The sequence below is a fragment of the Trujillonella endophytica genome, from assembly GCF_900110555.1.
GTDB classification, from domain to species: Bacteria; Actinomycetota; Actinomycetes; order Mycobacteriales; family Geodermatophilaceae; genus Trujillonella; species Trujillonella endophytica.
The window spans coordinates 122,168-148,248 of sequence record NZ_FOEE01000009.1 but is presented as its reverse complement, the minus strand read 5'-3'; the positions used below and the strand labels follow the sequence as shown (position 1 = coordinate 148,248).

27 protein-coding genes are annotated in these 26,081 nt (G+C 75.1%); 20 read left to right on the top strand and 7 right to left on the bottom strand.

Annotation, left to right across the window (positions count from 1 at the left end; translation table 11 throughout):
• Positions 1-17 precede the first annotated feature (17 nt).
• Together BMY88_RS15315 and BMY88_RS15310 are read right to left on the bottom strand one after the other, a co-directional pair.
• Entirely contained in the window at positions 18-866 is an 849-nt protein-coding gene (locus BMY88_RS15315) for a formate/nitrite transporter family protein (RefSeq protein ID WP_091945164.1), read from the bottom strand.
• Between the two features lie 64 nt (positions 867-930).
• Positions 931-2,523, bottom strand: a complete 1,593-nt coding sequence (locus tag BMY88_RS15310; RefSeq protein WP_091945160.1) for a helicase HerA-like domain-containing protein — start codon at positions 2,521-2,523, stop codon at positions 931-933.
• 104 nt (positions 2,524-2,627) lie between these two features.
• Between BMY88_RS15310 and BMY88_RS15305 the strand changes: the two genes are divergently transcribed.
• The 4 genes from BMY88_RS15305 (at position 2,628) to BMY88_RS15290 (ending at position 5,323) form a co-directional block, all read left to right on the top strand.
• Positions 2,628-3,020 carry a hypothetical protein gene (locus BMY88_RS15305; RefSeq protein WP_091945157.1) on the top strand — a complete coding sequence of 131 codons (393 nt, stop codon included), beginning with the start codon at positions 2,628-2,630 and terminating at the stop codon, positions 3,018-3,020.
• Positions 3,017-4,282, top strand: coding sequence for a glutathionylspermidine synthase family protein (locus BMY88_RS15300; protein WP_091945154.1), 1,266 nt, complete (start codon positions 3,017-3,019; stop codon positions 4,280-4,282). Before BMY88_RS15305 ends, BMY88_RS15300 begins: the two co-directional genes overlap by 4 nt.
• A 9-nt stretch (positions 4,283-4,291) precedes the next feature.
• Positions 4,292-4,753 carry a nitroreductase family deazaflavin-dependent oxidoreductase gene (locus BMY88_RS15295; RefSeq protein WP_091945151.1) on the top strand — a complete coding sequence of 154 codons (462 nt, stop codon included), beginning with the start codon at positions 4,292-4,294 and terminating at the stop codon, positions 4,751-4,753.
• A gap of 81 nt (positions 4,754-4,834) precedes the next feature.
• On the top strand, positions 4,835-5,323 hold the full coding sequence (locus tag BMY88_RS15290; protein WP_091945150.1) for a hypothetical protein: 489 nt from the start codon (positions 4,835-4,837) through the stop codon (positions 5,321-5,323).
• Here the strand turns inward: BMY88_RS15290 and BMY88_RS15285 are convergent.
• Complete coding sequence (locus BMY88_RS15285) at positions 5,320-6,291, bottom strand: aldo/keto reductase (protein ID WP_091945147.1); 972 nt, start codon at positions 6,289-6,291, stop codon at positions 5,320-5,322. The two genes, BMY88_RS15290 and BMY88_RS15285, sit on opposite strands and share 4 nt — an antisense overlap.
• A 50-nt stretch (positions 6,292-6,341) precedes the next feature.
• Positions 6,342-7,406, bottom strand: a complete 1,065-nt coding sequence (locus BMY88_RS15280) for a winged helix DNA-binding domain-containing protein (protein WP_091945378.1) — start codon at positions 7,404-7,406, stop codon at positions 6,342-6,344.
• Positions 7,407-7,460: 54 nt separating this feature from the next.
• Here BMY88_RS15280 and BMY88_RS15275 point away from each other — a divergent pair, with 54 nt between their 5' ends.
• The 7 genes from BMY88_RS15275 (at position 7,461) to BMY88_RS15250 (ending at position 12,726) form a co-directional block, all read left to right on the top strand.
• Positions 7,461-8,039, top strand: a complete 579-nt coding sequence (locus tag BMY88_RS15275) for a class I SAM-dependent methyltransferase (protein WP_091945144.1) — start codon at positions 7,461-7,463, stop codon at positions 8,037-8,039.
• Between the two features lie 24 nt (positions 8,040-8,063).
• Positions 8,064-8,189, top strand: a complete 126-nt coding sequence (locus tag BMY88_RS24685; RefSeq protein WP_280138725.1) for a hypothetical protein — start codon at positions 8,064-8,066, stop codon at positions 8,187-8,189.
• Between the two features lie 13 nt (positions 8,190-8,202).
• Entirely contained in the window at positions 8,203-8,634 is a 432-nt protein-coding gene (locus BMY88_RS15270) for a DUF1801 domain-containing protein (RefSeq protein WP_091945141.1), read from the top strand.
• Positions 8,635-8,744: 110 nt separating this feature from the next.
• Entirely contained in the window at positions 8,745-8,966 is a 222-nt protein-coding gene (locus BMY88_RS15265; RefSeq protein WP_091945138.1) for a three-helix bundle dimerization domain-containing protein, read from the top strand.
• Between the two features lie 34 nt (positions 8,967-9,000).
• Complete coding sequence (locus BMY88_RS15260; RefSeq protein ID WP_091945135.1) at positions 9,001-9,984, top strand: zinc-binding dehydrogenase; 984 nt, start codon at positions 9,001-9,003, stop codon at positions 9,982-9,984.
• A 32-nt stretch (positions 9,985-10,016) separates the two neighbouring features.
• Complete coding sequence (locus BMY88_RS15255; RefSeq protein ID WP_091945132.1) at positions 10,017-11,636, top strand: ABC-F family ATP-binding cassette domain-containing protein; 1,620 nt, start codon at positions 10,017-10,019, stop codon at positions 11,634-11,636.
• 76 nt (positions 11,637-11,712) lie between these two features.
• Complete coding sequence (locus BMY88_RS15250; RefSeq protein WP_091945129.1) at positions 11,713-12,726, top strand: metal ABC transporter solute-binding protein, Zn/Mn family; 1,014 nt, start codon at positions 11,713-11,715, stop codon at positions 12,724-12,726.
• 36 nt (positions 12,727-12,762) lie between these two features.
• Here BMY88_RS15250 and BMY88_RS15245 read toward each other — a convergent pair whose 3' ends face one another.
• Both BMY88_RS15245 and BMY88_RS15240 read right to left on the bottom strand, forming a co-directional pair.
• Complete coding sequence (locus BMY88_RS15245) at positions 12,763-13,152, bottom strand: Fur family transcriptional regulator (RefSeq protein ID WP_280138723.1); 390 nt, start codon at positions 13,150-13,152, stop codon at positions 12,763-12,765.
• 37 nt (positions 13,153-13,189) lie between these two features.
• The gene (locus BMY88_RS15240; RefSeq protein WP_091945124.1) at positions 13,190-14,413 is read right to left on the bottom strand and encodes an alanine racemase; all 1,224 of its coding nucleotides are present in this window, start codon (positions 14,411-14,413) and stop codon (positions 13,190-13,192) included.
• Positions 14,414-14,490: 77 nt separating this feature from the next.
• Between BMY88_RS15240 and BMY88_RS15235 the strand changes: the two genes are divergently transcribed.
• Together BMY88_RS15235 and BMY88_RS15230 are read left to right on the top strand one after the other, a co-directional pair.
• Positions 14,491-15,798: a D-arabinono-1,4-lactone oxidase gene (locus BMY88_RS15235; RefSeq protein ID WP_244524702.1), complete on the top strand. Its 1,308-nt coding sequence runs from the start codon at positions 14,491-14,493 to the stop codon at positions 15,796-15,798.
• A 1-nt stretch (position 15,799) separates the two neighbouring features.
• Positions 15,800-16,417, top strand: coding sequence for a TetR/AcrR family transcriptional regulator (locus BMY88_RS15230; protein WP_091945117.1), 618 nt, complete (start codon positions 15,800-15,802; stop codon positions 16,415-16,417).
• Between the two features lie 37 nt (positions 16,418-16,454).
• Here the strand turns inward: BMY88_RS15230 and BMY88_RS15225 are convergent, their stop codons facing one another.
• Positions 16,455-17,636: an alcohol dehydrogenase catalytic domain-containing protein gene (locus BMY88_RS15225; RefSeq protein ID WP_091945114.1), complete on the bottom strand. Its 1,182-nt coding sequence runs from the start codon at positions 17,634-17,636 to the stop codon at positions 16,455-16,457.
• Between the two features lie 291 nt (positions 17,637-17,927).
• Here BMY88_RS15225 and BMY88_RS15220 point away from each other — a divergent pair, with 291 nt between their 5' ends.
• The 7 genes from BMY88_RS15220 (at position 17,928) to serB (ending at position 25,965) form a co-directional block, all read left to right on the top strand.
• The gene (locus BMY88_RS15220; protein WP_091945111.1) at positions 17,928-19,181 is read left to right on the top strand and encodes a M23 family metallopeptidase; all 1,254 of its coding nucleotides are present in this window, start codon (positions 17,928-17,930) and stop codon (positions 19,179-19,181) included.
• Positions 19,182-19,308: 127 nt separating this feature from the next.
• Positions 19,309-20,244 (top strand): cation diffusion facilitator family transporter, encoded by a 936-nt coding sequence (locus BMY88_RS15215; RefSeq protein WP_091945108.1) that lies wholly within the window; start codon positions 19,309-19,311, stop codon positions 20,242-20,244.
• Between the two features lie 74 nt (positions 20,245-20,318).
• The gene (locus BMY88_RS15210) at positions 20,319-21,275 is read left to right on the top strand and encodes a cytochrome c oxidase assembly protein (RefSeq protein WP_244524701.1); all 957 of its coding nucleotides are present in this window, start codon (positions 20,319-20,321) and stop codon (positions 21,273-21,275) included.
• Between the two features lie 4 nt (positions 21,276-21,279).
• On the top strand, positions 21,280-21,783 hold the full coding sequence (locus tag BMY88_RS15205; protein ID WP_091945105.1) for a metallophosphoesterase family protein: 504 nt from the start codon (positions 21,280-21,282) through the stop codon (positions 21,781-21,783).
• Positions 21,780-22,655, top strand: coding sequence for a putative RNA methyltransferase (locus BMY88_RS15200; protein WP_091945102.1), 876 nt, complete (start codon positions 21,780-21,782; stop codon positions 22,653-22,655). The genes BMY88_RS15205 and BMY88_RS15200 overlap by 4 nt, the downstream gene beginning before the upstream one ends.
• A gap of 67 nt (positions 22,656-22,722) precedes the next feature.
• Complete coding sequence (ctaD, locus tag BMY88_RS15195; RefSeq protein ID WP_091945099.1) at positions 22,723-24,480, top strand: aa3-type cytochrome oxidase subunit I; 1,758 nt, start codon at positions 22,723-22,725, stop codon at positions 24,478-24,480.
• Between the two features lie 210 nt (positions 24,481-24,690).
• Positions 24,691-25,965, top strand: coding sequence for a phosphoserine phosphatase SerB (serB, locus tag BMY88_RS15190; protein WP_091945096.1), 1,275 nt, complete (start codon positions 24,691-24,693; stop codon positions 25,963-25,965).
• The last annotated feature ends 116 nt before the right edge of the window (positions 25,966-26,081 follow it).

Genomic DNA, 26,081 nt, shown 5'->3' with positions numbered 1-26,081 from the left:
TCCCGGGCGGCCGGAGCTCACGCGCGCTCGGCCGTCTCGCCGCCGTGCGCGGGGGCCTGGGCGGGCTCGTCCTTGAGGAACAGGTACCAGTACGAGGTGGCCACGAAGACCACGGCTCCCACGAGGTTGCCCAGCCCGGCGAACAGCCAGTTCAGCAGGGTGTCGCCCCAGGTCAGGCCGTCGACGTCGGCGAAGATCGCGGCCGGCAGGAAGAACATGTTGGCCACGACGTGGTCGAACCCCATGGCCACGAAGGCCATGATCGGGAAGAAGATCGCCAGGATCTTGCCCGAGACGGTCGTCGTCGCCAGGGACATCCAGACCGCCAGGCAGACCAGCCAGTTGCATCCGACGCCGCGCAGGAACACCTGCCAGTAGGACTCTCCGGTGGCCTTCGCCGAGGCGATCCCGGCCAGCCGCTCGAAGGTCAGGCCGGGGCTGCCGGCCTCGCCGGCGTGCCCGATGACGCCGGTCTGCACGGCGAGGAAGAAGGCGACGAACAAGGCCCCCAGCAGGTTGCCCAGCAGCACCAGGGTGAGATTCCGGACGACGTCGGCGCCCCGGATCCGCCCCTGCATGGCCCCCAGCGGCACCAGCATCATGTTGCCGGTCGCCAGGTCCGAGCCCGCGACCAGCACGAGCACCAGGCCGAGGGTGAACGCCGCCCCCATGAAGAGGGTCGGCAGCGTGCCCCACGTCTCCGGGTCCAGCCCCGAGGAGACCGTGATGGCGACGAGCGCCCCGAAGGAGATGTAGGCGCCGGCCAGGAAGGCGCTGACCAGGACGCGGTCCCAGGTGCGGTGGACCTTCTTCGCCCCTGCCTCGGCCGCAGCCTGGGCGATCTCGGGCGGCTGCTTGTCGGTCATGCGGGCCTCCGGGGGCACTGGCGCTGCTCCGGCACGCTAACGCCGGGGCGCCGCCCCCGCCCGCTCAGCGGCGACGGCGCCGGGTGCCGAACAGCCCGCGGGTGATCTCCCTGCCCAGCGCGGACCCGACGGAGCGGGCGAAGGAGCCCAGCGCAGACCCGAGGACGTCGTCGCCGCCCGAGCGCCGCTCGCGCCGCGCGGGCGCGGGCGGCTCCATCTCCGGCCACGGACTGGGCAGCGGCTCGGCCGGTGCCGGTGCCGGTGCCGGTGCCGGTGCGGGTGCGGGCGGAGGCGCCAGCCGGGCGGCGAGCAGCTCGCGGGCCGACTCGCGGTCGACGGCGACGCCGTAGCGCGGCTGCAGGGGGGAGGCGGCCACGGCCGCGGCGAGTTCGGCGGCGTCGACGGTGCCCATGTGCGAGCGCGGGGCCCGCACCATCGTCCAGGCCACGGGCGTCGGGGAGCCGCGCTCGGTGAGCACCGTCACCGCGGCCTCGCCGGTGCCGAGCGAGGTCAGCAGGGTCGCGATGTCGTAGTCCTCGCTGCGCGGGAACGTCTTGACGGTCTTCTTCAGCGCGTCGGCGTCCTCCGGGGTGAAGGTGCGCAGCGCGTGCTGGACCCGGTTGCCCAGCTGGGCGAGCACCGCGCGGGGGACGTCGGTGGGGTTCTGCGTCACGAAGAAGACCCCGATCCCCTTCGACCGGATCAGCCGGACCGTCTGGGTGACCGCCTCCAGGAACGCCTTGCTCGCGCCGGTGAAGAGCAGGTGCGCCTCGTCGAGGAAGAAGACCAGCCCCGGCCGCTCGAGGTCCCCGACCTCGGGCAGCTCCTCGAACAGCTCGGCGAGCAGCCACATGAGGAACGTGGAGAACAGCGCCGGCCGGTCCTGGATCGCGGGCAGCTCCACGGCGCTGATCACCCCGCGGCCGTCGGCGGCGGTGCGGATGAGATCGGTGGGGGAGAAGGCGGGCTCGCCGAAGAAGACGTCCCCGCCCAGGTCCGCCAGCGTCACGAGCTCCCGGAGGATCACGCCCGCCGTCGCCTTCGACAGCCCGCCCAGCCCCTCCAGGTCGGCCTTGCCCTCCTTGCTGGTGAGCCAGGTGAGGACGGCGCGCAGGTCGGCCAGATCGAGCAGCGGCAGACCGACGGCGTCGGCGTGGTGGAAGACCAGCCCCAGCGAGCTCTCCTGCGTGGCGTTCAGGTCCAGCACCCGCGACAGCAGCACCGGGCCGAAGTCGGTGACGGTGGCGCGCACCGGTACGCCGGTGCCGAGCCCGCCGAGGGCCAGGTACTCCACCGGGAATCCGGTCGGGCTCCACGCGTCCCCGGTCGCGGTGGCCCGCTGCCGCACCCGCTCGCCGTCGGCCCCCGGGCGGGCGAGGCCGGCGAGGTCGCCCTTGAGGTCGGCCACGACCACCGGCACCCCGGCCGCCGACAACTGCTCGGCCATCAGTTGCAGGGTCTTGGTCTTCCCGGTGCCGGTCGCGCCGGCGATCAACCCGTGCCGGTTGAGCATCGACAGCGGCACGCGGACCTGCGCGCCGGCGTGCGGTCGCCCCTCGACGACCACGGCGCCGAGCTCCAGGGCCGGGCCCGTGGCCGGATAGCCGGCGGCGATGCGGGTGGCGGCGGTGTCGGCGGGTCCGGTGGGCTCGACCATCGGGCGACGGTAGCGGCCCGCCTCCCGACCCCGCAGGCCCGTCGCCCGGCGGGGTCGCGGCGGCGGGATCTAGGGTCGGGGCCTCGACGAGCGGGGGAGGGGAAGTGGCGGTCTCCAACCGCGTCAAGAGCGCCCTGACGACGACGGTGCTGGCGACCGCGGCCACCGGCTTCCTGGCCGGCTGCGGTCTCGAGGACGACGACGAGGAGCAGGTCGCCTACTGCACGAACGCCGACGGCGAGATCGTCGACGACGACTACTGCGACGACGGCTACTCCGGCGGCGGGCTGTTCTTCCTCTACGTGGGCGGCTTCGGCCGCGGTCTCCCGCTCGGCTACGCGCTGCCCGGCGGCGGCACGCGGATCGACCCGCGGGACACCACCGCCCGCCGCAACGCCGGCCTGCCGGCCTCCGGGAAGGTCACCGGCGGCACCCGGGTGAGCGGTGGCATCGGCTCGGGGACGGGCGGGCGCGCCGGCACCGGCGCCGGCAGTTGAGGCGCCTCCAGAGCGGGGTCGTCCGGCCGGGGTGGGAGGCCGAGATCGAGGCCCAGGGGCTGGTCTACAACCGGACCGGCCTGCCCGGCGGCGAGGCCCGCAGCTACTGGCGCGAGGGGCCGTTCTACGACTTCACGATGGCCGAGGTGGAGCGCCTGGAGGGCTGGATCGCCCAGCTGTTCTCCATGTGCGAGGCGGCCGGCGACCACGTCCTCGAGCGGGACCTGTTCGACCGGATGGGCATCCCGCCGATCGCCCGACCGGAGATCCGCCGCACGTGGGAGGTCGAGCCGCCCAGCGTCTACGCCCGCTTCGACCTGCACTACGACGGCACCGGACCGCCGCGGCTGCTGGAGTTCAACGCCGACACCCCGACCGGGCTGGTCGAGTCCGCCGTCACCCAGTGGAACTGGCACCTGTTCACCGGCCAGGGCACCGACCAGTGGAACGCCCTGCACGAGAAGCTCGTGACCGCGTGGCAGCGCAACCTGGTCCGATGGGAGCGGCGCACCGGCGTCCGGCCGCGCGTGCACCTGGCCTGGACCAGCGAGGAGCGCTCGGGCGAGGACCGGATGACCGTCGCCTACCTGATGGACACCGTCGTCCAGGCCGGCTACGAGGCGGTCGAGCTGATCGTCGAGGACATCGTGCTCGACGACGGCGACGGCCGGTTCTACGACCCGCAGGGTTGCCACCTCGACGTCGTCTTCAAGCTCTACCCCTGGGAGTGGCTGATCGAGGACGAGTTCGGGCCGGCGGTGCTCGCCGACGCCGCCCGGCCCGGCGGGACGACGTGGGTGGAGCCGGCCTACAAGATGCTGTGGAGCACCAAGGCGCTGCTGCCGGTGCTGTGGCAGATGTTCGGCAGCGACCCGGTGCTCTCCCAGCTGCTGCTGCCGGCCTACTTCGCCGACGAGATGCCGTCGGCGTGGCGGACCTACGTGCGCAAGCCGCTCTGGGGGCGGGAGGGCGCGAACGTGTCGATCGTGCGCGACGGCACGGTCGACGTCGAGCTGCCGGGGCGCTACGGGACCGAGGGCTTCGTGGTCCAGGAGTTCGCGCCGCTGCCGGACTTCCCCGGCGCCGACGGGCCGCACCACCCCGTGCTCGGCGCCTGGGTGGTCGACGGCGAGCCGGCCGGGCTGGGCATCCGCGAGAGCGAGGGGCTCATCACCGACAACCTGAGCTTCTTCGTGCCGCACACGATCGACTGCACCGCCGGCGGGCCGCCCCACCGAGCCGCGGGCGGCGGACCGGCCTAGGTTCGGAGCATGCCGCTGGAGGGTGAGTACGAGCCGAGTCCGCAGAAGTGGGTCCGCGACCAGGTGGAGCTCTACGAGCGCACCGGGGGCCGGGAGGGCAACACCCTGCTGGACCGCGGTCTGCCGGTCGTCGTCTTCAGCACGCGGGGCGCGAAGAGCGGCAAGGTCCGCAAGCAGCCGCTGATGCGCGTGGAGCACGAGGGCGCCTACGCGATGGTCGGCTCCCAGGGCGGCGCCCCGGACGACCCCGCGTGGGTGGCCAACCTCCGCGCGTACCCGGACCAGGTGACGGTGCAGGACGGGCCCGAGCCGTGGGACGGCGTCGCCCGCGAGGTCTCCGGCGAGGAGAGGTCCCAGTGGTGGGAGCGGTCGGTCGCCGCGTTCCCCGACTACGCCGACTACCAGACGAAGACCGACCGGCAGATTCCCGTGTTCGTCGTCGAGCGCGCGGCTCCCGCGAACCCCGCCTGACGCGACCGCACCCGTAGCGGGACGGGCGGGAGTCGGCCACACTGCGCGGCCGACTCCCGCTCATCCCGGAGGTGGATCCCCGTGCCGCTCACCGTCGCCGAGACCTGCGCCCGCATCGCCGCCGAGCTGAACCCGCCCGGCCAGCCGTTCGGCTACACCTGCGACGGTAACCGGGTGCTCGGCACCTGGGACGTCGCCGACGTCGGCTACTCGAACCTCGTGGCGGGCGGGACGATCGACAAGGACTACGCGATCACCGTCACCCTCGACGAGGGGTCGGGCACGTACGCCGTCGTGGAGCGGAAGTCCGAGAGCGAGACCCACGGCGGGCTCCGCGGCGACGGCACGATCGGCTTCTCCGGGAAGAAGGAGGCGTTCCGCGGGAGGTCCGTCGGCAAGCAGTGGGGCGGCGGTGCCGCGCTGCGCGCGACCTCGCACGGCGAGACCGGGCACACCTGGAGCTACTCGTTCGAGACGTCGCGGATCAAGCAGCCGCTGTTCGACCTGCTCGCCTCCGCCGGCTGGGAGCCGGAGAGGAAGGGGTTCCTCGCCCGGCTGTTCTCCCGCTAGAAGCCGGCGACCTCGTGCGGCCGGTAGGGCTCCTCCAGCCGGGCGATCTCCTCGTCGGTCAGCCGCAGGTCGACGGCGGCCACGGCGTCGTCCAGGTGCGCGTCCCTGGTGATGCCGACGATCGGCGCGGTGACCACCGGCCTGCTCAGCACCCAGGCCAGCCCCACCTGCGCCCGCGACACCCCGCGCTGCGCGGCGACCTCGGCGACGCGCTCCACGATCGCCCGGTCCGACGCCTCGTCGTAGAGCCGCTTGCCGAACTCGTCGGTCTCCGACCGGGCCGTGGCCTCGCCCCAGTCGCGGGTGAGCCGGCCGCGGGCCAGCGGGCTCCACGGGATGACCCCGATGCCCTGGTCGGCGCAGAGCGGGTGCATCTCCCGCTCCTCCTCGCGGTTGAGCAGGTTGTAGTGGTCCTGCATCGACACGAACCGGTGCCACCCGTGCTCGCCGGCGGTGTACAGCGCCTTGCTGAACTGCCACGCCCACATCGAGGACGCGCCCAGGTAGCGCACCTTCCCCGACCGGACGGCGAAGTCCAGCGCCTCCAGCGTCTCCTCGATCGGCGTGTGCGGGTCCCAGCGGTGGATCTGGTAGAGGTCGACGTAGTCGGTGTCCAGTCGCCGCAGCGAGGCCTCGAGCTCGCCGAGGATCGCCCGGCGCGACAGCCCGGCGCCGTTGGGGCCGGGGCGCATCCGGCCGTGGACCTTGGTCGCGAGGACGACGTCCTCCCGGGTGGTGAAGCTCCGGATCGCGCGGCCGGTGATCTCCTCGCTGGAGCCGGCGGAGTAGACGTTCGCGGTGTCGAGGAACGTGATCCCGGCGGCGAGCGCCTTCTCGATCAGCCGCCGGCTCTCCTCCTCCGGCAGGCTCCACGGGTGGGCGCCCCGCTGCGGATCGCCGAAGCTCATCATCCCCAGGCAGATCCGCGAGACCTCGAGACCGGTGCTGCCCAGGCGGACGTACTTCATGCCGTCGTCTCCATGCCGCCAGCCTTCCCTCCCCGCGGCGTGACTGCACGTCAGGGGAGGGCGGCGGCGAGCTCCGGGATCGCGGCGGCCACGCGGTCGGGAAAGGTGGTGAACGGCTCGGGCGCGGGCACCCGCCTGCTCCCGCTGCCGGCCCACCGCCACACGCCGAGCACCCGGCCGCCGTGCACGACGGTGGAGCGGAACATCCCGTTGCGGCCGGGGACGATCCGCTCGGCGAACTCCTCGGGCACCGCGCACGTGCGGTCGGCGTAGCCGAGGACGTACTCGTCGAAGCCCGGCAGCAGCAGGACGGCGTCCTCGACCTCGGACCGGCAGGCGGCCAGCCGGTCGGGCAGGTCCGGCGCCATGAGCAGTTCCCGGCCGTCGACCTCGACCGCGGCGAGCTCGCTCCGCACCGCCGCGATGCCGGCCCGCACGTCCCGCAGCGTCAGCCCCGCCCAGCGGGCGAGGTCGGCGTCGGTGGCCGGGCCGTGGCCGGTCAGGTAGCGCCGGGCGAGCTCGGCCAGGGCCTCCTCGCCGGACAGCCGGCGCGGCGCGGGGACCCACTCGTCGAGCAGCGCGAACGCCTGGTCGGTGCCCTCGGTGGGGCCGAGCACGAGCGTGCCCGTCTGGGCCAGGAACCACAGCAGGTGGTAGCCCCGCTGGCCGCTCACGTCCACGGCCTCGCCGATCGCCGCCAGCAGGGCCGCCCGGCCCAGCCGCCGGCCGCCCGTCAGCGCGCCGACCGCCTGCTCCCGGGCCCGGTCGACGTCGCGGTCGGTGATGCCCAGCGCCGCGCGCCGCTTCGCCGCCCCGGCCACCGCACGGGGCCCGCACAGCTCCAGCAGCCACGGCAGCTCCTCGGCCGGCAGCAGGTGCAGGGTGCCGCGCATCGGCCACGAGCGCACGACCTCCCCGGCGTCGAAGGCCGCGCGCACGCCGGTCGCTGACCGGTCCCGCGTCCGCAGGGCCACCGAGGTCACCGCGCCCGGGAGGTCCTGCCCCTGCGCGCACAGCAGGCCGCGGACCGCCTCGGCCGCGCTCGCCGCCGGCGCGCCCGCCAGCCGCTGGGCGACCAGCCGCAACCGGGCCAGCTCGCGGGGCGACGTCGTCATGCCGGCAGCGTCCCAGGCACCGACGACGATCGGCGGTCCTGCCAGGATCGGCCCGTGGACGCGCACGCCTGGGACGCCCGATACGCCGAGCGCCAGCAGTGGTCGGGGGAACCGAACGCGCTGATCGCCGAGCTGCTCGCCGACGTCCCGCCGGGAACCGCCGTCGACCTGGCGGCGGGCGAGGGCCGGCACGCGCTGTGGCTGGCCGGCCGCGGCTGGCGGGTGACCGCCGTCGACTTCTCGGCGACCGGCCTGGCCCGCGGCCGGGACCGTCCCGGCGCCGAGCGGGTGGAGTGGGTGACCGCCGACGTCGTCTCCTGGCCCGGCCCCGACGAGCCCGTCGACCTCGTGCTGGTCGCCTACCTGCACCTGCCGCCGCGCGACATGGAGGGCCTGCTGGTGCGCGCGGTCGGCTGGCTGCGCCCGGGCGGCCGCCTGCTCGTGCTCGGCCACGACGTCGACAACGTCGCGCACGGGGTGGGCGGCCCGCAGGAGACGGCGATCCTGCACAGCGTCGAGCGCCTCGCCCCGGTCGCGGCCCTGCTGGCGGTCGACCGGCTGGCGCAGGTGCCCCGCGAGACGCCGGCCGGCACCGCGCTCGACACGGTGCTCGTCGGACGCCGCCTTCCCTGACCGGACGGCGGTAGCGTTCGGCCCGTGATGGGGATGGGCGGGGCCGGCGGGCGGGACGCCGAGCGGCGCCGGCGGATCGTGGCGGCCGTGGTCGTCGCGGTGATGGTGCTCGCCGCGATCACGACCGCGCTCTCCCTCGTCCTCGACTGAGGGGCAGGCGCCGATGACCACGTCCGGGGAGATCGAGGCCTGGTTCGCCGCGGCGGGGGTCCGGGAGGCCGAGCTGCGCGCCGTCGACGCGCTGGTCACCGCCGCCGTCCCCGGCATCGACCGCGAGCTGGTGGCCGCGGGCAGCGGGCAGATGCTCGGCTACGGCCTGATGCCCTACAAGCCCCGCTCGGCGAAGGTCGCCACCACCTGGCCCGTGGTCGCCCTCGCCGCGCAGAAGCGCCACCTCTCGCTGTACGTGTGCGCCGTCGTCGACGGCGAGTACATCGCCGAGGCCCGCGCGGAGCGGCTGGGCCGGGTCTCCTGCGGGAAGAGCTGCATCCGGTTCGCCTCCCTGGACCGGGTGGACGCCGCGGAGCTGAGCGCACTGGTCCGCGACGCCCTCGCGGTGACGCGCGCGGGCGACAACGCGTACTACGCCGGCTGACCTGCACCGGGGCCCTTGGTCCCTGGCCCGGCCGCGGCGGCGGGGGCACCGTGACGGGGCGCCGGTCGGGGGGATCGGCCCGGCGCATCCGGTGGGGGAGAGGACGACGGATGACGCACGCGCTGGCCAGGGCCTCCGACGACGACGCCGCGGTCGACCAGGCAGTCCTGCGGCTGACGGCGGAGTTCCGGACCCGGTTGCGCCCCCAGGTCATCGGCACGGTGGTCCGCAACAGCCGGAGGGACCTCAGCGGTGTCCCGGCGACCGCCCTCCCCGAGCTGGTGGAGCGGCTCGCCCGCGCCCGCCTGCAGTCGGAGGACCGTTCCGCTTGACCTCCAGTGCGCGTGAGGCGGTTGCCTCCCGTGCATGCGAGCCATCCGACTGCACGAGTTCGGCGACCCGAGCCGCCTGGTCCTCGACGAGCTCCCGGACCTGACGCCCGGACCGGGCCAGGTACGCATCGCCGTGGCGGCCGCCGGGGTCCACCTCGTCGACACGACGCTGCGCCGCGGGGACTCCGGGCCGGTGTCCCTCCCGCTGCCGGAACTGCCGACGATCCCCGGCCGCGAGGTCGCCGGCCGGGTCGACGGGCTCGGGGACGGCGTCGACCCGGCCTGGTTCGGGCGGCGCGTCGTCGCCCACCTCGGGCCGGTCCCCGGCGGGTACGCCGAGCAGGCGGTCACCGCCGTCGACGGGCAGCTGTTCGCCCTGCCGGAGCAGGTGGGCTGGTCGGACGCGGTGACGGCCGTCGGTACGGGGCGCACGGCGCTGGGGGTGCTCGAGCTCGAGCCGCCGTCCCCGGACGACGTCGTCCTCGTGCCCTCGGCCGCCGGCGGGCTGGGCTGGCTGCTGGTGCAGGCGGCCCGCGAGCGCGGCGCCACCGTGGTGGCCGCGGCCCGGGGCGGGCGGCGCACGGCGCGGCTGGCCGAGCTGGTGGCCGACCTCGTCGTGGACTACGGCGAGGCCGGGTGGGACGCCCGCGTCCGCGACGCGCTCGGCGGCGTCACCCTGGTCTACGACGGGGTCGGGGGCGCGGTCGGCCGCTGCGGGCTGGAGCTGCTCCGGCCCGGCGGGCGGCTGGTCCTCCTGGGCTACTCCTCCGGCGCGCCGACCCGGTTCGACACCGGCGACGTCGTGCGCCTGGGGATCACCGCCGGCTGGTCCCTCGGGCCGCGGATGAACGCCCTGCCCGGTGGCATCCCCGGGCTGGCGCGGCGCTCCCTGGACCGGGTGGCGGCCGGCCGGTGGCGGCCGCTGGTCAGCGCCTATCCGCTCGCCGAGGCCGCCCGGGCCCACGCCGACCTGGAGCAGCGGCGCGCGCTGGGGAAGGTCGTGCTCCGGACCGGCTGACGCGGACTTGTCGCGGCCCGGAGACTGGCCGGGTGGGCTACATCGACGTCAGCGGTATCCGGCACACCCTGTCCGACGGGCGGGTGCTGCTGTCCGACGTCTCGTTCCGGGTCGGCGACGGCGCCCGCGCCGCCCTGGTCGGGGAGAACGGGGCCGGCAAGACCACCCTGCTGCGGATCATCGCCGGCGACCTGGTGCCCGAGGACGGCGCCGTCGCCCGGACCGGCGGCCTGGGTGTCATGCGCCAGTTCATCGGCTCGGTCCGCGACGACACCACCGTGCAGCGTTTCCTCGTCGACCTCTCGCCGCCCGCCGTCCGATCCGCCTGGGACGCCGTGCAGGCCGCGGAGCTCGCGCTGATGGAGGCCGATGACGAGCCCACCCAGATGGCCTACGCGACGGCTCTGGCGCACTGGGGCGACGTCGGGGGGTACGACGCCGAGGTCACCTGGGACACCGTGACCGTCGCGGCCCTCGGCGTCGCCTACGACGGGTGCAAGTACCGGGAGCTGTCGACGCTCAGCGGGGGCGAGCAGAAGCGGCTCGCGCTCGAGGCGCTGCTGCGCGGGCCCGACGAGGTGCTGCTGCTCGACGAGCCGGACAACTACCTCGACGTCCCCGGCAAGCGGTGGCTGGAGGAGCGCCTGCTCGAGACCCGCAAGACCGTGCTGTTCGTCAGCCACGACCGCGAGCTGCTCAACCGGGTCGCCGACCGCGTGGTCACGGTCGAGGGCGGGTCGGCGTGGGTGCACGGCGGCGGCTTCCCCAGCTACTCGGAGGCCCGGTCCTCGCGGCACGAGCGGCTGGCCGAGGTGCGCCGCCGCTGGGAGGAGGAGCACCAGCGACTGGTGGACCTCGTGCGGACCATGCAGCAGCAGGCCGCCAACTCCCCGGACATGGCCAACCGCTACCACGCCATGCAGACCCGGCTGGCGAAGTTCGAGGCCGCCGGGCCGCCGCCGGAGCCGCCGCCGCCGCAGCAGGTGGCGATGCGGCTGCGCGGTGGCCGCACGGGGGTGCGCGCGGTGACGGTCGAGGGGCTGGAGCTGACCGGCCTGATGAAGCCCTTCGGCGCGGAGATCTTCTACGGCGACCGGGTCGGCGTCCTGGGGGCCAACGGCGCGGGGAAGTCGCACTTCCTGCGGCTGCTGGCCGGCCAGCACGTGGCGCACACCGGCGAGTGGCGGCTGGGCGCGCGCGTCGTCCCCGGGCTGTTCGCGCAGACCCACGCCCACCCCGAGTGGCTGGACCGCACTCCGGTGGACCTGCTGTGGCACGGCGAGCCGGGCCGGCCGGGCGTCGACCGCGGCCGGGCGATGGCGGCGCTGCGCCGGTACGGCCTGGCCGACTCCGGCGACCAGCTGTTCCGCACCCTGTCCGGCGGGCAGCAGGCGCGGTTCCAGGTGCTGATGCTCGAGCTCTCGGGCGCCACCCTCCTGCTGCTCGACGAGCCCACCGACAACCTCGACGTGCTGTCGGCGGAGTCGCTGGAGGAGGCGCTGGCCGCCTTCGACGGCACCGTGCTCGCGGTGACCCACGACCGCTGGTTCGCCCGCTCGTTCGACCGGTTCCTGGTGTTCGGCGCCGACGGCCGGGTGTACGAGTCGGCCGAGCCGGTGTTCGACGAGACCCGGGTGGTCCGCGCCCGCTGAGGCGGCGTGCGCGCCGCCGGGCGGCGTGGTGCAGGATGGGAGTGAGAATCATTCCCATCAAGCACTGGAGCTCCCGATGCGCCGCCGTCTCCGTCCCGCCCTCGTCGTCCTCTCCGCGGGCCTGGTCGTCACCGCCTGCGGAACGGACGGCGCCGGCCCCACCACCAGCGCGGGGGACGCCGACGCCTGCCCCGGTGCGGTCGTCGACGTCGTCGTGTCCGTCGGGCAGTGGGGCGACGTCGTCGAGGCGCTCGGCGGGGACTGCGCGTCGGTGACGACGGTGATCGGCTCGACCGCCGTGGACCCGCACGAGTTCGAGCCCACTCCCGGCGACCTCGCCGCCTTCGAGGAGGCCGACCTCGTCGTCCTCAACGGCGCCGGCTACGACTCGTGGGCGGCCGACGCCGCCGGCAACCTCGACCCGGCGCCCGTCGTGCTGGACCTCGCCGAGGTGGTCGGGGTCGAGGACGACGAGCACGAGGACGACCACGCTGGCGCCGAGCGCGCCGAGGAGCAGGGCGGGGAGCACGCCGGGGCGGAGGGGCACGGCCACGGCGGGGTGAACCCGCACGTCTGGTACGCGCCGGACCTCGTGCAGCGGGCCGCCGAGGCCGTGACGACCGAGCTCGGCGGGCTCTCGCCCGCGGCCGCCGGCCACTTCGCCGACCGGGCCGCCGCCTGGCGGGAGGAGCTGGCCCCCTACCTGGCCGAGATCGAGAGCCTGCGGGCCGCGGCCGGCGGACGGTCCTACGCGGCCACCGAGTCCGTCTTCGAGTACATGGCCGAGGCGATCGGCCTGACCGACGCCACGCCCGAGGGCTACCGCGAGTCGGCGAGCAACGAGACCGACCCGACGCCCGGGGACGTGGCGGCGTTCGAGTCGCTGCTGCGGTCCGGCGGGGTCGACGTGCTCGTGCACAACTCCCAGACCGACGGCGGCGTCCCCGATCAGCTGCGGGCGACCGCCGAGGAGGCCGGGATCCCGGTCGTGGAGGTCACGGAGTCCGGGACCGAGCGGGGCGGCTCGTTCGTCGACTGGCAGCTCGCCCAGCTGCGCGCCCTGTCCGACGCCCTGGCCCGGCGCGGCTGACGACGCCTGGCCCGGCGCGGCCGGCGCCGCGCGGGGTCAGCGTGCGACGGCGCGGCAGTCGGCGCAGGTGCCGAAGATCTCCAGCGTGTGGCTGACGTCGGCGAACCCGTGCTCGCCGGCGACCTCGTCGGCCCAGCGCTCGACGGCGGGGCCGGCCACCTCCACCGTGCGGCCGCAGGAGCGGCACACCAGGTGGTGGTGGTGCTGGCTGCTGCAGCGCCGGTAGAGCGCCTCGCCGTTGTCGGTGCGGATCGAGTCCAGCTCGCCGTCGTCGGCCAGGGACTGGATCGCCCGGTAGACGGTCGAGAGACCGACCTTGCCGCCGGTGGACCGCAGCTTGGCGTAGACGTCCTGCGCGCTGTGGAAGCCGTCGAGGCCCTCGAACAGCGATCGGATCGCATCGCGCTGCGGGGTCGGGCGGGTCACGCCGTCCATCGTGACACGGGCCGCCACGAGGAAGGCATCAGCCGAACGACCGGCCCTCGCCGCGGTAGGTGGCGAACCCGCCGGTCAGCTCGTCGCCGGCCAGCGCGTGCAGGACGTCGACGTGCTCGGCGAGCTCCCCGGCCTTGGCGTGCCGGAACCACACCCGGTCGCCGATCCGCAGCCCGTCGGCCGCCGGTCCGCGCAGCGGGGTCTGCACCTCGCCGGCGCCCTCGGTGCCCACCGTCCGCAGCCCGGCCGGGTACACCGGGCGCGGCGACCGGTCCGCGCCGGGCGGCCCCGAGGCGATCCACCCCCCGCCCGCCACGGTCACCGTCCCCGGCGCCGGGCGGCGGGTCACCGGCAGGGCGAACAGCGCGGCGGGCCGGCCCCGGAAGGCGCGGTACCCGTCGAAGAGCAGCGGGGAGTACAGCCCCGAGCCCGCCGCCACCTCCGTCACCGCGGGATCGGCGGACGTCGTCTCCAGGCTGCCGGTGCCCCCGCCGTTGACGAACTCCAGGTCCGCCTCGGCGCGCACCGCGGCGACCGCCGCGGCCCGCCGGCCGGCCAGCTCGCGCACGGACAGCGCCCGCATCCCGCGGACCGCCAGCCCCCGCAGCGGCCGCCCCGGGGGCGCGTCCGGAACGCCGGCCACCTGGGCCTCGTAGGCCATGAGCCCGACCAGCCGGAACCCCGGCCGGCCGGTCACGGCGCGGGCCAGCCCCGCGGCCTGGCCGGGCGTGTGCACCGGCGACCGGCGGACGCCGACGTGCACCCGGCCGCCGGCCACCCGCAGCGACGCGTCCAGGTCCAGGCAGATCCGGAGCGCGGGCCGGGTCGCCGCCGGGACGACGGCGTCGACCAGGTCCAGCTGGGCGGGGGAGTCGACCATGAGCGTCACGCGGCCGGCGAGCACCGGGTCCGCGGCCAGGGCCCGCAGCGCCGCCCGGTCCGCGGTGGGATAGCCGACGACGACGTCGGTGGACACCGGGTCCGGCCCGCCGGCCAGCCACAGCGCCTCGGGCAGCGTGTAGGCCAGGACGCCGGCGAAGCCCGGGCGGGCGAGCACCCGCCGCAGCACCGGCCGGCTGCGCACCGACTTGCTCGCCACCCGGATCGGCCGACCGCCCGCGCGCCGCTCCAGGTCGGCGGCGTTGGCATCCAGTGCGTCGAGGTCGAGCACGGCCAGCGGGGGGTCCAGGTGGGCCGTCGCCGCGTCCAGCCGGGCCCGGGCGGCGTCGGCACTGCTGGCGGAACGGCTCACGGAACGGGAGCATGCTGCGCCGCGGCGAAGTGGGTCAAGCGTCCCAGTACGCTGCCGCGGGATCGCGAGGAGGCGGCGTGGCGCGGACCGGCACGTGGCGGAACTGGGCGGGCAACCAGCGGGCCGGCGGCGTGACCGTGCTGCACCCGTCGGGCACGGAGGCGCTCGCCGCCGCGCTGACCACCGCGGCCGCCGCCGGCCGGCAGGTGCGGCCGCTGGGCAGCGGCCACTCGTTCAGCGCCGTCGGCCGGCCGGTGGACCTCGCCCTGTCCCTCGACCGGCACGCCGCGCTGGTCGACGTCGGCCCCACCGGGCTGGTCACAGTCCAGGCCGGGATGCCGCTGCACCGGCTGACCGCGGCGCTGGCCGCGCGCGGCTGGGCGCTGACCAACCTCGGCGACATCGACCGGCAGACCGTCGCGGGGGCGCTGTCCACGGGCACCCACGGCACGGGCGCGGGGTTCGGTGGCCTGGCCACCCAGGTGCGCGGCCTCACGCTGGTCACCGGCGGGGGCGAGGTGCTCCGCTGCGCGCCGGACGAGAACGCGGACGTCCTCGCCGCCGCGCGGATCTCCCTCGGCGCGCTGGGCGTGCTCGACACGGTGACCCTGCAGGCGGTGCCCGCCTTCGCGCTGCGCGCCGAGGAGGGGACGGCGCGGCTGCCGGAGCTGATCGAGAGCTTCGACCGGTACATGTCCTCGACCGACCACGTCGAGTTCTACTGGTTCCCGCACACCGACCGGTGCCGCACCCTGCGCAACACGCGGGTGCCGCTGTCGGAGGTCGCGCCGCTGCCGCGCGCCCGCGCGTTCTGGGACGACGAGGTCCTCGCCAACGCCGGGCTGGCGGCGGTCGTCGCCACCGGCCGGCGGGTGCCCGCGCTGGTCGGGCCGCTCGCCCGCTTCGCCGCCGGCGCGCTGGGCTCCCGCACGTACACCGACGTCAGCCACCGGGTCTTCGTCTCCCGGCGCCGGGTCCGGTTCCGGGAGATGGAGTACGCGGTGCCGCGGGCCGCGGCTCCCGGCGTGCTGGCCGAGCTGCGGCGGGTCGTGGACGCCTCGGGCTGGCGGGTGCCGTTCCCGGTCGAGGTGCGGGTGGCCGCCGCCGACGACGTCCCGCTGTCGACGGCGTACGGCCGCGACACCGCCTACGTCGCCGTCCACGTGCCGGCGCGCAGCGACCCGGGGGAGTACTTCGCCGCGTTCGAGGCCATCGCCGGCGCGGTGGGCGGGCGGCCGCACTGGGGGAAGCTGCACTCCCTGGAGGCCGCGGACCTGGCCGGGCGCTACCCCCTCTTCGGCGCGTTCACCGAGCTGCGCGACCGCCTGGATCCCGCCGGCGTCCTCGCCGGCCCCCACCTCGACCGCGTGCTCGGGCGGGCGTGAGGTGCCGCGGCTGGCCGCCGGCGACCGGCGGGAGGCGCTGGTCGAGGCCGCGCTGCGGGTGATGGGGCGCGACGGGCTCGCCGCCGGCACCACGCGCGCGGTGGTCGCCGAGGCCGGCATGTCGCTGGCGAGCTTCCACTACGTCTTCGCGTCCCGCGACGAGCTGCTGGCGGAGCTGGTCCGCCGGGTGGTCGGCCGGGAGCTGGCCACCGCCACCGCCGCCCTGGACGCCGCGGCGATCGACCCCGCCGCCGGGCCGGCGGACTGCCTGCGCGCCGCCGCGCGGGGCTACCTCGGCCACCTCGAGGCCGACCCCGGTGCCGAGCAGCTGATGCTGGAGCTGACCCTGCACGCCGTGCGGGAGCCCGACCTGCGCCCGGTGGCCCGCGAGCAGTACCGCGCCTACGCCGCCGCGGCGGCGGCCCTGCTCGAGCGCGCGGCGGCCCGCACCGGCGCGCGGTGGCGCGGACCGCTCGCCGAGCCCGCCCGGGTGCTGGTGACGCTGGTCGACGGGGCGACGACGACCTGGCTGGTCGACCGGGACACCGCGGCGACGCGGGCGACGCTGGACGCGGCGGTCGACCTCCTCGTGGCCCGCTACGCCGTCGTCCCCGCCTGAGGAGCGCGTGCCCCCAGGCCGGGGACGTCCGGCTCGCTCAGGGGGTGAGCAGCACCTTGACCGCGCCGTCCTTCTTCTCCCGGAAGTTCGCGTACGCCTCGGGCGCCTGCTCGAGGGGCACGTGGTGGGTGGCGAACTCGTCCACGCCCAGCGGGTCGCCCTCGGCGAGGATCGGCAGGATGTCGGGCACCCAGCGCCACACGTTGGCCTGGCCCATGCGCAGCTGGATCTGCTTGTCGAACATGCGCATGAGCGGCAGCGGGTCGGTCGCGCCGCCGTAGACGCCCGACAGCGAGATGGTTCCGCCGCGGCGCACCGCCTCGATGGCGGTGTTCAGCGCGGCCAGGCGGTCGATGCCGGCCACCTGCATGACCTTCGCCATGATCGCGTCCGGCACGATCGCCGTCGCCTTCTGGGCGAGGCTGGCCAGCGGGGAGCCGTGCGCCTCCATGCCGACCGCGTCGATGACGGCGTCCGGGCCGCGACCGTCCGTGGCGTCCCGGATCGCCTGCACGACCTCGGCCTGCGTGGTCGAGCGGATGACCTCGGTGCCGCGCCGGGTCGCCCGGGCGATGCGCTCGGGCACGACCTCCGACGCGTAGACCTTCTCGATCCCCAGGTGGTGGGCGATGCGCGTGCACATGTCGCCGATCGGGCCGAGCCCGAGGACCAGCAGCGTGCCGCCCGGGGGCACCGCGGCGTACTGGACGGCCTGCCACGCGGTGGGGAGCACGTCGGAGAGGTAGACCCAGCGGTCGTCGGGCAGGCCGTCGGGGACCTTGATCGGCAGCGTGTTGCCGAACGGCACGCGCAGGTACTCGGCCTGCCCGCCGGGCACCTGGCCGTAGAGCTTGGTGTAGCCGAACAGGGAGGCGCCGAAGCCCTGGTCACGGTTCTGCGTGGTCTCGCACTGGGACTGCAGACCCTGGGCGCACATCCAGCAGGTGCCGCAGGAGATGTTGAAGGGGACGACCACCCGGTCCCCGGGCGCGACGGCGGTCACGTCCTTGCCGACCTCGCGCACGATCCCCATGGGCTCGTGCCCCATGACGTCGCCGACGCTCATGAACGGCGCCATGACCTCGATGAGGTGGAGGTCCGAGCCGCAGATGCCGCTGGACGTCACCTCGATGACGACGTCGGTGGACTCCTGGATCGTGGGGTCGGGAACGGTGTCCACCCGGACGTCGGCTCGGCCGTGCCAAGTCACTGCGCGCATGCGGGGAACTCCTCATAGTCGTCGTCGGCAGGTCCGACCAGGGGCTTCTGCCCGGTGGTGAGGCTCGTCGCGCCTGGTTCAACGCTCAACCGGCGCGGCGCTCACGGAGAGTCATGTTAGTTCTACGCAACGTCGAATTACATCCGTGCAGCTCAGTGGCCAAGACCACAGAACTGACCGCTGATACCCCGTCATGCAGATCACGAACCGATCACGGCGTGTTTACATGGCTCCCGTTCCTTCCCCGGACCACCACGCAACACGTCCTTGTCCCCTGCGGAAGTCAGGTGCATGTCCCAGCTCCACCACGACCCCGTCCTCGACGAGGCGACGGTGCCCGCTCCGGGTGCCGGGACGCCTCTCGACGGCCTTCCGGACGCGCCCGCTCGGCGCCCCGACGCGGCCGGGGCGGAGGTCTCCCCGATCCTCTCGACGCAGCGCGCGGGGGACGCGCAGCGACGGGAGGACGACGGGGCGTCCCGTTCCTCCACCCGTTCCGTGGCCTCCCGTGCGGCCGCCGCGGCGCGCGGCGTCCGGCGCGGCACCGTGCGGGCCGGCTCCCGGTCTGCCGTCGGTGCCCGCTCCGTCGTCGCCCGCTGGGGACGCCCGGACGACGCCGCGCCGACCCCGGACGCGCACCTCGCGGGGGCCGACGACCTGGCCGACCTCGCGGGCGCCGCCGAGGCGACGGCCAGGGCCGGCCTCGAGGCGGTGGCCCCCGTCGAGGAGGTCGCTCAGGCCGAGGAGGTCGCTCGGGCCGAGGACACCGCGACCGCCGAGGAGGGTCCGGAGCGCTGCTCGGTGCCGGTCGTCACCGCCGGGCACGGTCGGCACCGCGCCACGCTGGCCCGTCGTCGTCCCGCCCTCTACGTGGCCGCCGCGCTCGCCGCGGCCGCCGGGCTCGGCGTCGTCACCGGCGGCGAGACGCAGGCGCACGCCGACCCCGCGCAGCCGGTGAACGAGTCCGTCAGCGTGGCCCGCGCCCTCGGCATCGAGGGCAGCGAGCCCGCACCGGTGCAGGTCGACGCGATCCACCTCGCGGAGCTCGCCTCCAGCCGGCAGAGCCGGGACCTGGAGCGGTACGTCGCCGCGGCCGCGCAGAACGAGGCCGACCAGCTGACCTCGCTGGCGATCGCCGAGGCGGCCCGCCCCGACGCCGTCCTCCCGGTCCAGGGCGCCCGCCTCACCAGCGGGTTCGGTGCCCGCTGGGGCACGCTGCACGCCGGCGTCGACCTGGCCGCCCCCATGCACACGCCCGAGTACGCGGCCATGGACGGCGTCGTGCTCGAGGCCGGCCCGGCGAGCGGCTTCGGCCTGGCCGTGTACATCCAGCACGACAACGGCGACGTCACCGTCTACGGCCACATGGACCGGATCCTGGTCGAGGCCGGCCAGGTCGTCCGCGCCGGCGACACCATCGCGCTGCTGGGCAACCGCGGTCAGTCCACCGGTCCGCACCTGCACTTCGAGGTGCACGTGGGCGGGCTCGGCGGCCCGAAGGTCGACCCGCTCCCCTGGCTGCGGGAGCGCGGCGTCCAGATCTGAGCCGCACCCTCCACCACGACGACGCCCCCGCCCCGGCCTGCCCGGGGACGGGGGCGTCGTCCGTGCGGGGAGGCCGGCCTGGGGCACACTCGCGGGAGCGGAGATGCGTCGGGGAGGTGAGCCGCTGATGGGTGCCGGCCACTCGCACGGGCACGGGCACGGTCATGCGCACGGCACTGCGGCCGCGGGCCAGCGGCGCAGGCTGGCCGCCGTCCTGGGGCTCACCGTCGTCGTCCTGGTGGCCGAGGTGGTCGGGGCCGTGGTGTCCGGGTCGCTGGCCCTGCTCGCCGACGCGGGGCACATGGCCACTGACGCCCTCGGCATCGGCCTGGCGCTGGGCGCGGTGTCGCTGGCCCAGCGGCCCCCGCGCGGGCGCCGGACCTTCGGCTGGCAGCGGGTGGAGATCCTCGCCGCCGTCGCCAACGGGATGCTGCTGCTCGGCGTCGGCGGCTACGTCCTCGTGGAGGCCGCCCGCCGGATCGAGAACCCGCCCGAGGTGCACGCCGGCGTGATGTTGCTGGCCGCCGGGGCCGGGCTGGTGGTCAACCTGATCGGCCTCGCGCTGCTGCACCGCGGCCGGGGGGAGTCGCTCAACATCCGCGGCGCGTACCTCGAGGTGCTCTCGGACGCGCTGGGCTCCGTCGCCGTCCTCGTCGCGGCCGGCGTCATCGCGGTCACCGGCTGGACGCCGGCCGACACGGTCGCCTCGCTGCTCATCGGGTGCCTGGTGCTGCCGCGCGCGTGGTCCCTGCTGCGCGAGGCGCTCGACGTGCTGCTGGAGGCCGCCCCGCGCGGCGTGGACCTCGACGAGGTGCGCCAGCACATGCTCGAGGTCGACGGCGTGCTCGGGGTCCACGACCTGCACGCCTGGACCATCACCTCCGGGCTGCCCGTGCTCTCGGCGCACGTGGTCGTGACCGACGAGGCCCTCGACGGCGGCCACGGCGGCCGGGTGCTCGACGCCCTGTGCGCCTGCCTCGACGACTGCTTCGACGTCGAGCACTGCACCTTCCAGCTCGAGGCGGCCACCCATGCCGCGCACGAGGCCCCCGTCCACGACTGAGCGACCCGGACGGCCGCTCTGCTCCGGGAGCGGTGGGACCATGGACGCCGACGTCGTCGGAACCGGAGGTACAGGTGGACCACGGGCACCACTCGGGCATGTGGGTGCCGGGCGAGCCGCCGAGCCCGGGGCGGCTGTTCCTGCCGCACCTGGAGGCCTGGTCGGTCCTGCCGGTGCTCGCCGTGCTCGCGCTGGTCGTCTACCTGGCCGGCGTGGTCCGGCTGCGCCGGACCGGGGTCGCCTGGCCGTGGTGGCGGACCGCGGCCTGGGTCGCCGGCGCGGTCTCGCTGTTCGCGGTCACGGGCACCTGGTTCAACGGCTACAGCATGGTGCTGTTCAGCGTGCACATGACCCAGCACATGGTGCTGTCGATGCTGACGCCGCTGCTGCTGCTGGTCGGGTCGCCGGTCACGCTGGCCCTGCGCACCCTGCCGCGGGGCACCGGCCTCGCCGGGGTGCCGCGGGCGCTGCTGCTCGACGGGCTGCACAGCCGGCTCGCGCAGGCGGTCGCCTCGCCGCTGTTCACGGTGCCGCTGTTCATCGCGAGCCTCTACGGCATCTACTTCACGCCGCTGTTCGACGACCTGATGTCCTCGCCCGTCGGGCACCAGTTCATGCTCACGCACTTCGTGGTGACCGGGCTGCTGTTCTTCGGGCCGGTCCTCGCCCAGGACCCGTGGCCCCGCTCGGTCGGGCACGCCGGCCGGATGCTCGAGCTGCTGGCCCCGGTGCCCTTCCACGCCTTCTTCGGCGTCGCGGTGATGATGGCGACCGGCCTCGTCGTCGACAGCTTCGCGCAGCCGCCGGCCGCCTGGGGCATCGACCCGCTCGCGGACCAGGGCATCGCCGGCGGGATCGCGTGGTCGTTCGGCGAGCTGCCGACGGCGCTCGTGCTGGCCGTCGTGCTGTTCTCCTGGATGCGGTCCGACGAGCGGCGGGCCCGGCGCCTGGACCGCAGCGCCGACCGCTCCGGGGACGCCGAGCTGGAGGCCTACAACGCCAGGCTCCGCGCCCTGGCCGCCGACGGCTGACGCCGTGCCCGCCTCGCTGGTGCTGATCGCCGACACGCACGTCCCCCGGCGGGCGCGAGACCTCCCGCCGCTGCTGTGGGAGGCGGTCGAGGCGGCGGACGTCGTGGTGCACGCCGGGGACTGGGTCGACGCCGGCCTGCTCGACGAGCTCGAGCGCCGCTCCCGCCGGCTGGTCGCGGTGTACGGCAACAACGACACGGGCGTGCTGCGCGAGCGCCTGCCGGAGGTCGCCCGCGTCGAGGTCGAGGGGGTCCGGCTGGGCGTCGTCCACGAGACCGGCGAGGCGAACGGGCGGGAGGTCCGGTGCGCGGCCCGGTTCCCCGACGAGGACGTGCTGGTCTTCGGCCACAGCCACATCCCCTGGGACACCACCGCCGCCACCGGCCTGCGCCTGCTCAACCCGGGGTCGCCGACCGACCGCCGGCGGCAGCCGCACGGCACCTTCCTCACCGCCGTCGCGGCCGGCGGGGCGCTGCACGACGTCACGCTGCACGCGGTCCCGCGGTGAGCGGACGGCGGCCGCTGCCCGCCGCCGCCGTCGCCCTGCTCGCCTGCCCCGGGTGCGGCGCGCCGCTGGCGCCGGTGGACGGCGACGCGGGCCTGCGGTGCGACGCCGGGCACGCGTTCGACCGGGCCCGCCAGGGGCACGTCACGCTCCTGCCACCGGGGCGGACGCCGCCGACGGGCGACTCGGCGCAGATGGTGGCCGACCGGGTGGAGTTCCTCGGGTCCGGCGCGTTCGCCGGGGTCAGCCGGGCCCTGGGGGACGCCGTCCTCGCGGGGGAGGGGCCGGCGGGGGAGCCGCCGGCGACGCTGCTGGACCTCGGCGGGGGCACCGGCCATCACCTGGCCGCCGTCCTGGAGCGGCTGCCCGATGCCGTCGGGGTCGTCCTCGATGCCTCCCGCTACGCCGCCCGCCGGGCCGCCGGCGTCTCGCCGAGGGTGCTGGCGGTCGTGGCCGACGCGTGGGCGCGGCTGCCGGTGCGCGACGCTGCGGTCGACCGGGTGCTCGGCGTGTTCGCGCCGCGCAACGGACCCGAGACCGCGCGGGTGCTCGCGCCCGGCGGGCGCCTGGTGGTCGTGACCCCGGCCCCGGACCACCTCGTCGAGCTGGTCGCTCCGCTGGGCCTGCTCCGGGTCGACCCCGACAAGGACGCCCGCCTCGCCGGGACGCTGGAGCCGCACCTGGCGCACGCGGCGACGACCGTCCACCGGGAGGTGCGGCAGCTGCCGCGCGCCGACGTCGTCACCCTCGTGGGCATGGGTCCGCACGCCCGGCACCTGTCGCCCGACGCCCTCGTGGGCGCGGTCGCGGGGCTGCCCGAGCCGGTCCGGGTGACCGTCGCCGTGCAGGTCACCAGCTGGGTCCGTGGGGTGTGACCGCACCGTGACCGTCGCCTCCGGCGTCGGCGCGATGTGGGCCGGAGGCACCGTCTAAGGTGGCGGCGTGACGATCGCACCGGCTCCGATCGTGAGCAGGCCCAGCCCGGCTCGCGAGGTCGAGAAGGGCTCGCGGCTCTCGAACCTGCTGCGGACCACCGACCACAAGACCATCGGCTTGATGTACCTGGTCACCTCGTTCGTGTTCTTCGTGATCGGCGGCCTCATGGCCATGCTGATGCGCGGGGAGCTGGCGCAGCCGGGTCTGCAGTACCTCTCGCCGGAGCAGTACAACCAGCTGGTCACCATGCACGGCACGATCATGCTGCTGATGTTCGCGACGCCGCTGTTCTTCGCGTTCGCGAACCTGATCATGCCGCTGCAGATCGGGTCGCCGGACGTCGCGTTCCCGCGGCTGAACGCGCTGTCGTACTGGCTGTTCCTCTTCGGCTCGACCATCGCGGTCTCGGGCTTCCTCACCCCCGGCGGGGCCGCCGACTTCGGCTGGTACGCCTACGCGCCGCTGTCGGACGCGGTGCACTCCCCGGGTGCGGGCGCGACGCTGTGGTTCGCCGGCCTCGCGGTCAGCGGCCTGGGCACGATCCTCGGTGGCGTCAACTTCATCGCCACGATCATCTGCCTGCGCGCGCCCGGCATGACCATGTTCCGGATGCCGATCTTCACCTGGAACACGCTGGTCACCAGCCTGCTGATCCTGTTCGCGTTCCCGATCCTGACGGCCGCGATCATGGGCATGCTGGCCGACCGCAACCTCGGCTCGCTGATCTTCTCCGCCGAGAACGGCGGGCCGATGCTGTGGCAGCACCTCTTCTGGTTCTTCGGCCACCCCGAGGTCTACATCATCGCGCTGCCGTTCTTCGGCATCGTCACCGAGATCATCCCGGTGTTCAGCCGCAAGCCCCTGTTCGGCTACAAGGGCATGGTCGGCGCGACCCTGCTGATCGCGATCCTCTCGGTCGCCGTGTGGGCGCACCACATGTACGCCACCGGCGCGGTCCTGCTGCCGTTCTTCGCGTTCATGACCTACCTGATCGCCGTGCCGACCGGCATCAAGTTCTTCAACTGGATCGGCACCATGTGGCGCGGCCAGCTGACGTTCGAGACGCCGATGCTGTTCTCGCTCGGCTTCGTGATCACCTTCCTCCTCGGTGGTCTGACCGGTGTGCTGCTGGCCAGCCCGCCGCTGGACTTCCACCTGAACGACAGCTACTTCGTCGTGGCCCACTTCCACTACGTCGTCTTCGGCACGGTCGTGTTCGCCGCCTACGCCGGCGTCTACTTCTGGTTCCCGAAGATGGCCGGCCGGATGATGGACGAGCGGCTGGGCAAGCTGCAGTTCTGGCTGACCTTCATCGGCTTCCACGGCACGTTCCTGGTCCAGCACTGGCTGGGCGGCGAGGGCATGCCGCGCCGCTACGTCAACTACCAGGAGATCGACGGCTTCACGACGCTGAACGTCGTCTCGACGATCTTCTCGTTCGTGCTCGGCGCCTCGGTGATCCCGTTCTTCTACAACGTGATCAAGTCCTGGAAGCACGGGAAGCTCGCGCTGCGCGACGACCCCTGGGGCCACGGCAACTCGCTGGAGTGGGCGACCTCGTCGCCGCCGCCGCGGCACAACTTCACGGAGATCCCGCGGATCCGCTCCGAGCGGCCGGCCTTCGAGGCGCACTACCCGCACCTGGTGGAGCGGCTGCACCGCGAGGCGCACGTGGGCAAGCGGCACGAGCCCTACGGCGGGGTCAGCGAGATCGGTGGCACCGCCGGGCGTCGTCAGGGCGAGAACGACCCCGACTTCACGTAGGAGAGCCTGTTCACGACGCCCCGTCGGCCTTCGGGCCGGCGGGGCGTCGTCATGTGCGCGGCATGGGCGCGTGGCCGGGGCGCGTGGCCGGGGCGCGCGGCCGGGGGACCGGCGGGGTCCGGACCACCCGGCGGACGGCACCGGGTGCGGCGCGGTCCGGGCGGTGGGCCGGGTCCCGGCCGGTCGCGGGCGGTGCGGCACGATGACCGGGTGTCGCCGGACCCCGCCCCCCGCACGCCGGCCCCGGAGGGCTCCTCCCGGCCGAGCGCCGTCCTGACGGTCAGCGGCCCCGACCGTCCCGGCGTCACCGCACGGCTGTTCACCGCGCTGGCCGCCCCCGGGCAGGGGGTGCCGGCGGTGGAGGTGCTCGATCTCGAGCAGGTCGTCGTCCACGGGCAGCTCGTCCTCGGGATCGTGGTCGCCGTCGGCACGCCGGCCGAGGGAGGCGAGGGAGGCGAGGGGGGTGAGGCGGCCCTGGTCGCCCGGCTGGGCCGGCTCGCCGACGACGTCGCCCGGGACACCGGGATGCAGGTGCGCGTCGAGGCCACCGGCCCCGGCGCCGCGGCGGGTGCCGCGGACCGCCCCCACCACGTGATCCTGCTGGGCCGACCCGTGTCGCCGGCGGCCGTCGCGGGCGCCACCACGGCCATCGCCGGCACCGGCGCGAACATCGACGCGATCCGCCGGCTCTCGGACTACCCGGTCACCAGCTTCGAGCTCACCGTCTCCGGTGCCGAGGCGACCGAGCTGCGCACCGTGCTCGCCGCCGTCGCCGCCGAGACCGGCACCGACATCGCCGTCGAGCAGGTGGGCCTGGCCCGGCGGAGCAAGCGCCTCATCGTGCTCGACGTGGACTCCACGCTGGTCCGCGGCGAGGTCATCGACGAACTCGCCGCCCGCGCCGGTCGCGCCGCGGAGGTCGCCGCCATCACCGCGGCCGCGATGAACGGCGAGCTGGACTTCGCCGAGTCGCTGCGCGCCCGGGTCGCCACCCTCGCCGGGCTGCCCGTGGAGGTGCTCGACGAGGTGCGGGAGGCGCTGGTGCTGACCCCCGGCGCGCGCACCCTGATCCGGACGCTGCAGCGGCTGGGCCTGCGCTGCGGCATCGTCAGCGGCGGGTTCACGCAGATCACCGACCCGCTCGCGGAGAGCCTCGGGCTGGACTTCGCCGCGGCGAACACCCTCGAGGTCGCGGACGGCCGGCTCACCGGCGGCCTGGTGGGCGAGATCGTCGACCGGGCGGGCAAGGCCCGGGCGCTGGCCCGCTTCGCCCGGGAGTACGGCATCCCGCTGGAGCAGACGGTCGCGGTCGGCGACGGCGCCAACGACCTCGACATGCTGAACGCGGCCGGCCTGGGCATCGCGTTCAACGCCAAGCCCGTCGTCCGCGAGCAGGCGCACACCGCCCTGAACCAGCCCTACCTCGACGCCGTCCTGCAGGTGCTCGGCTTCACGCGCGACGAGGTCCTCGACGCCTGCGACTGACGGGGCGGTCCTCCGGACGACATCGGGGCCGCGTGGCGAGCGCCCATGCCAGTGGCGGTCTTCTCCGTGCGTTGCGGGTCCCGCAGGACCGTCAGAGCGCGAGGAACACCCGCGAC

Coding starts and splice junctions, on each gene's coding strand:
- BMY88_RS15315 (WP_091945164.1), bottom strand. CDS start 866: ATGACCGACAAGCAGCCGCCCGAGATCGCCCAGGCTGCGGCCGAGGCA.
- BMY88_RS15310 (WP_091945160.1), bottom strand. CDS start 2,523: ATGGTCGAGCCCACCGGACCCGCCGACACCGCCGCCACCCGCATCGCC.
- BMY88_RS15295 (WP_091945151.1), top strand. CDS start 4,292: ATGCCGCTGGAGGGTGAGTACGAGCCGAGTCCGCAGAAGTGGGTCCGC.
- BMY88_RS15285 (WP_091945147.1), bottom strand. CDS start 6,291: ATGAAGTACGTCCGCCTGGGCAGCACCGGTCTCGAGGTCTCGCGGATC.
- BMY88_RS15280 (WP_091945378.1), bottom strand. CDS start 7,406: ATGACGACGTCGCCCCGCGAGCTGGCCCGGTTGCGGCTGGTCGCCCAG.
- BMY88_RS15270 (WP_091945141.1), top strand. CDS start 8,203: ATGACCACGTCCGGGGAGATCGAGGCCTGGTTCGCCGCGGCGGGGGTC.
- BMY88_RS15265 (WP_091945138.1), top strand. CDS start 8,745: ATGACGCACGCGCTGGCCAGGGCCTCCGACGACGACGCCGCGGTCGAC.
- BMY88_RS15260 (WP_091945135.1), top strand. CDS start 9,001: ATGCGAGCCATCCGACTGCACGAGTTCGGCGACCCGAGCCGCCTGGTC.
- BMY88_RS15250 (WP_091945129.1), top strand. CDS start 11,713: ATGCGCCGCCGTCTCCGTCCCGCCCTCGTCGTCCTCTCCGCGGGCCTG.
- BMY88_RS15225 (WP_091945114.1), bottom strand. CDS start 17,636: ATGCGCGCAGTGACTTGGCACGGCCGAGCCGACGTCCGGGTGGACACC.
- BMY88_RS15220 (WP_091945111.1), top strand. CDS start 17,928: ATGTCCCAGCTCCACCACGACCCCGTCCTCGACGAGGCGACGGTGCCC.
- BMY88_RS15215 (WP_091945108.1), top strand. CDS start 19,309: ATGGGTGCCGGCCACTCGCACGGGCACGGGCACGGTCATGCGCACGGC.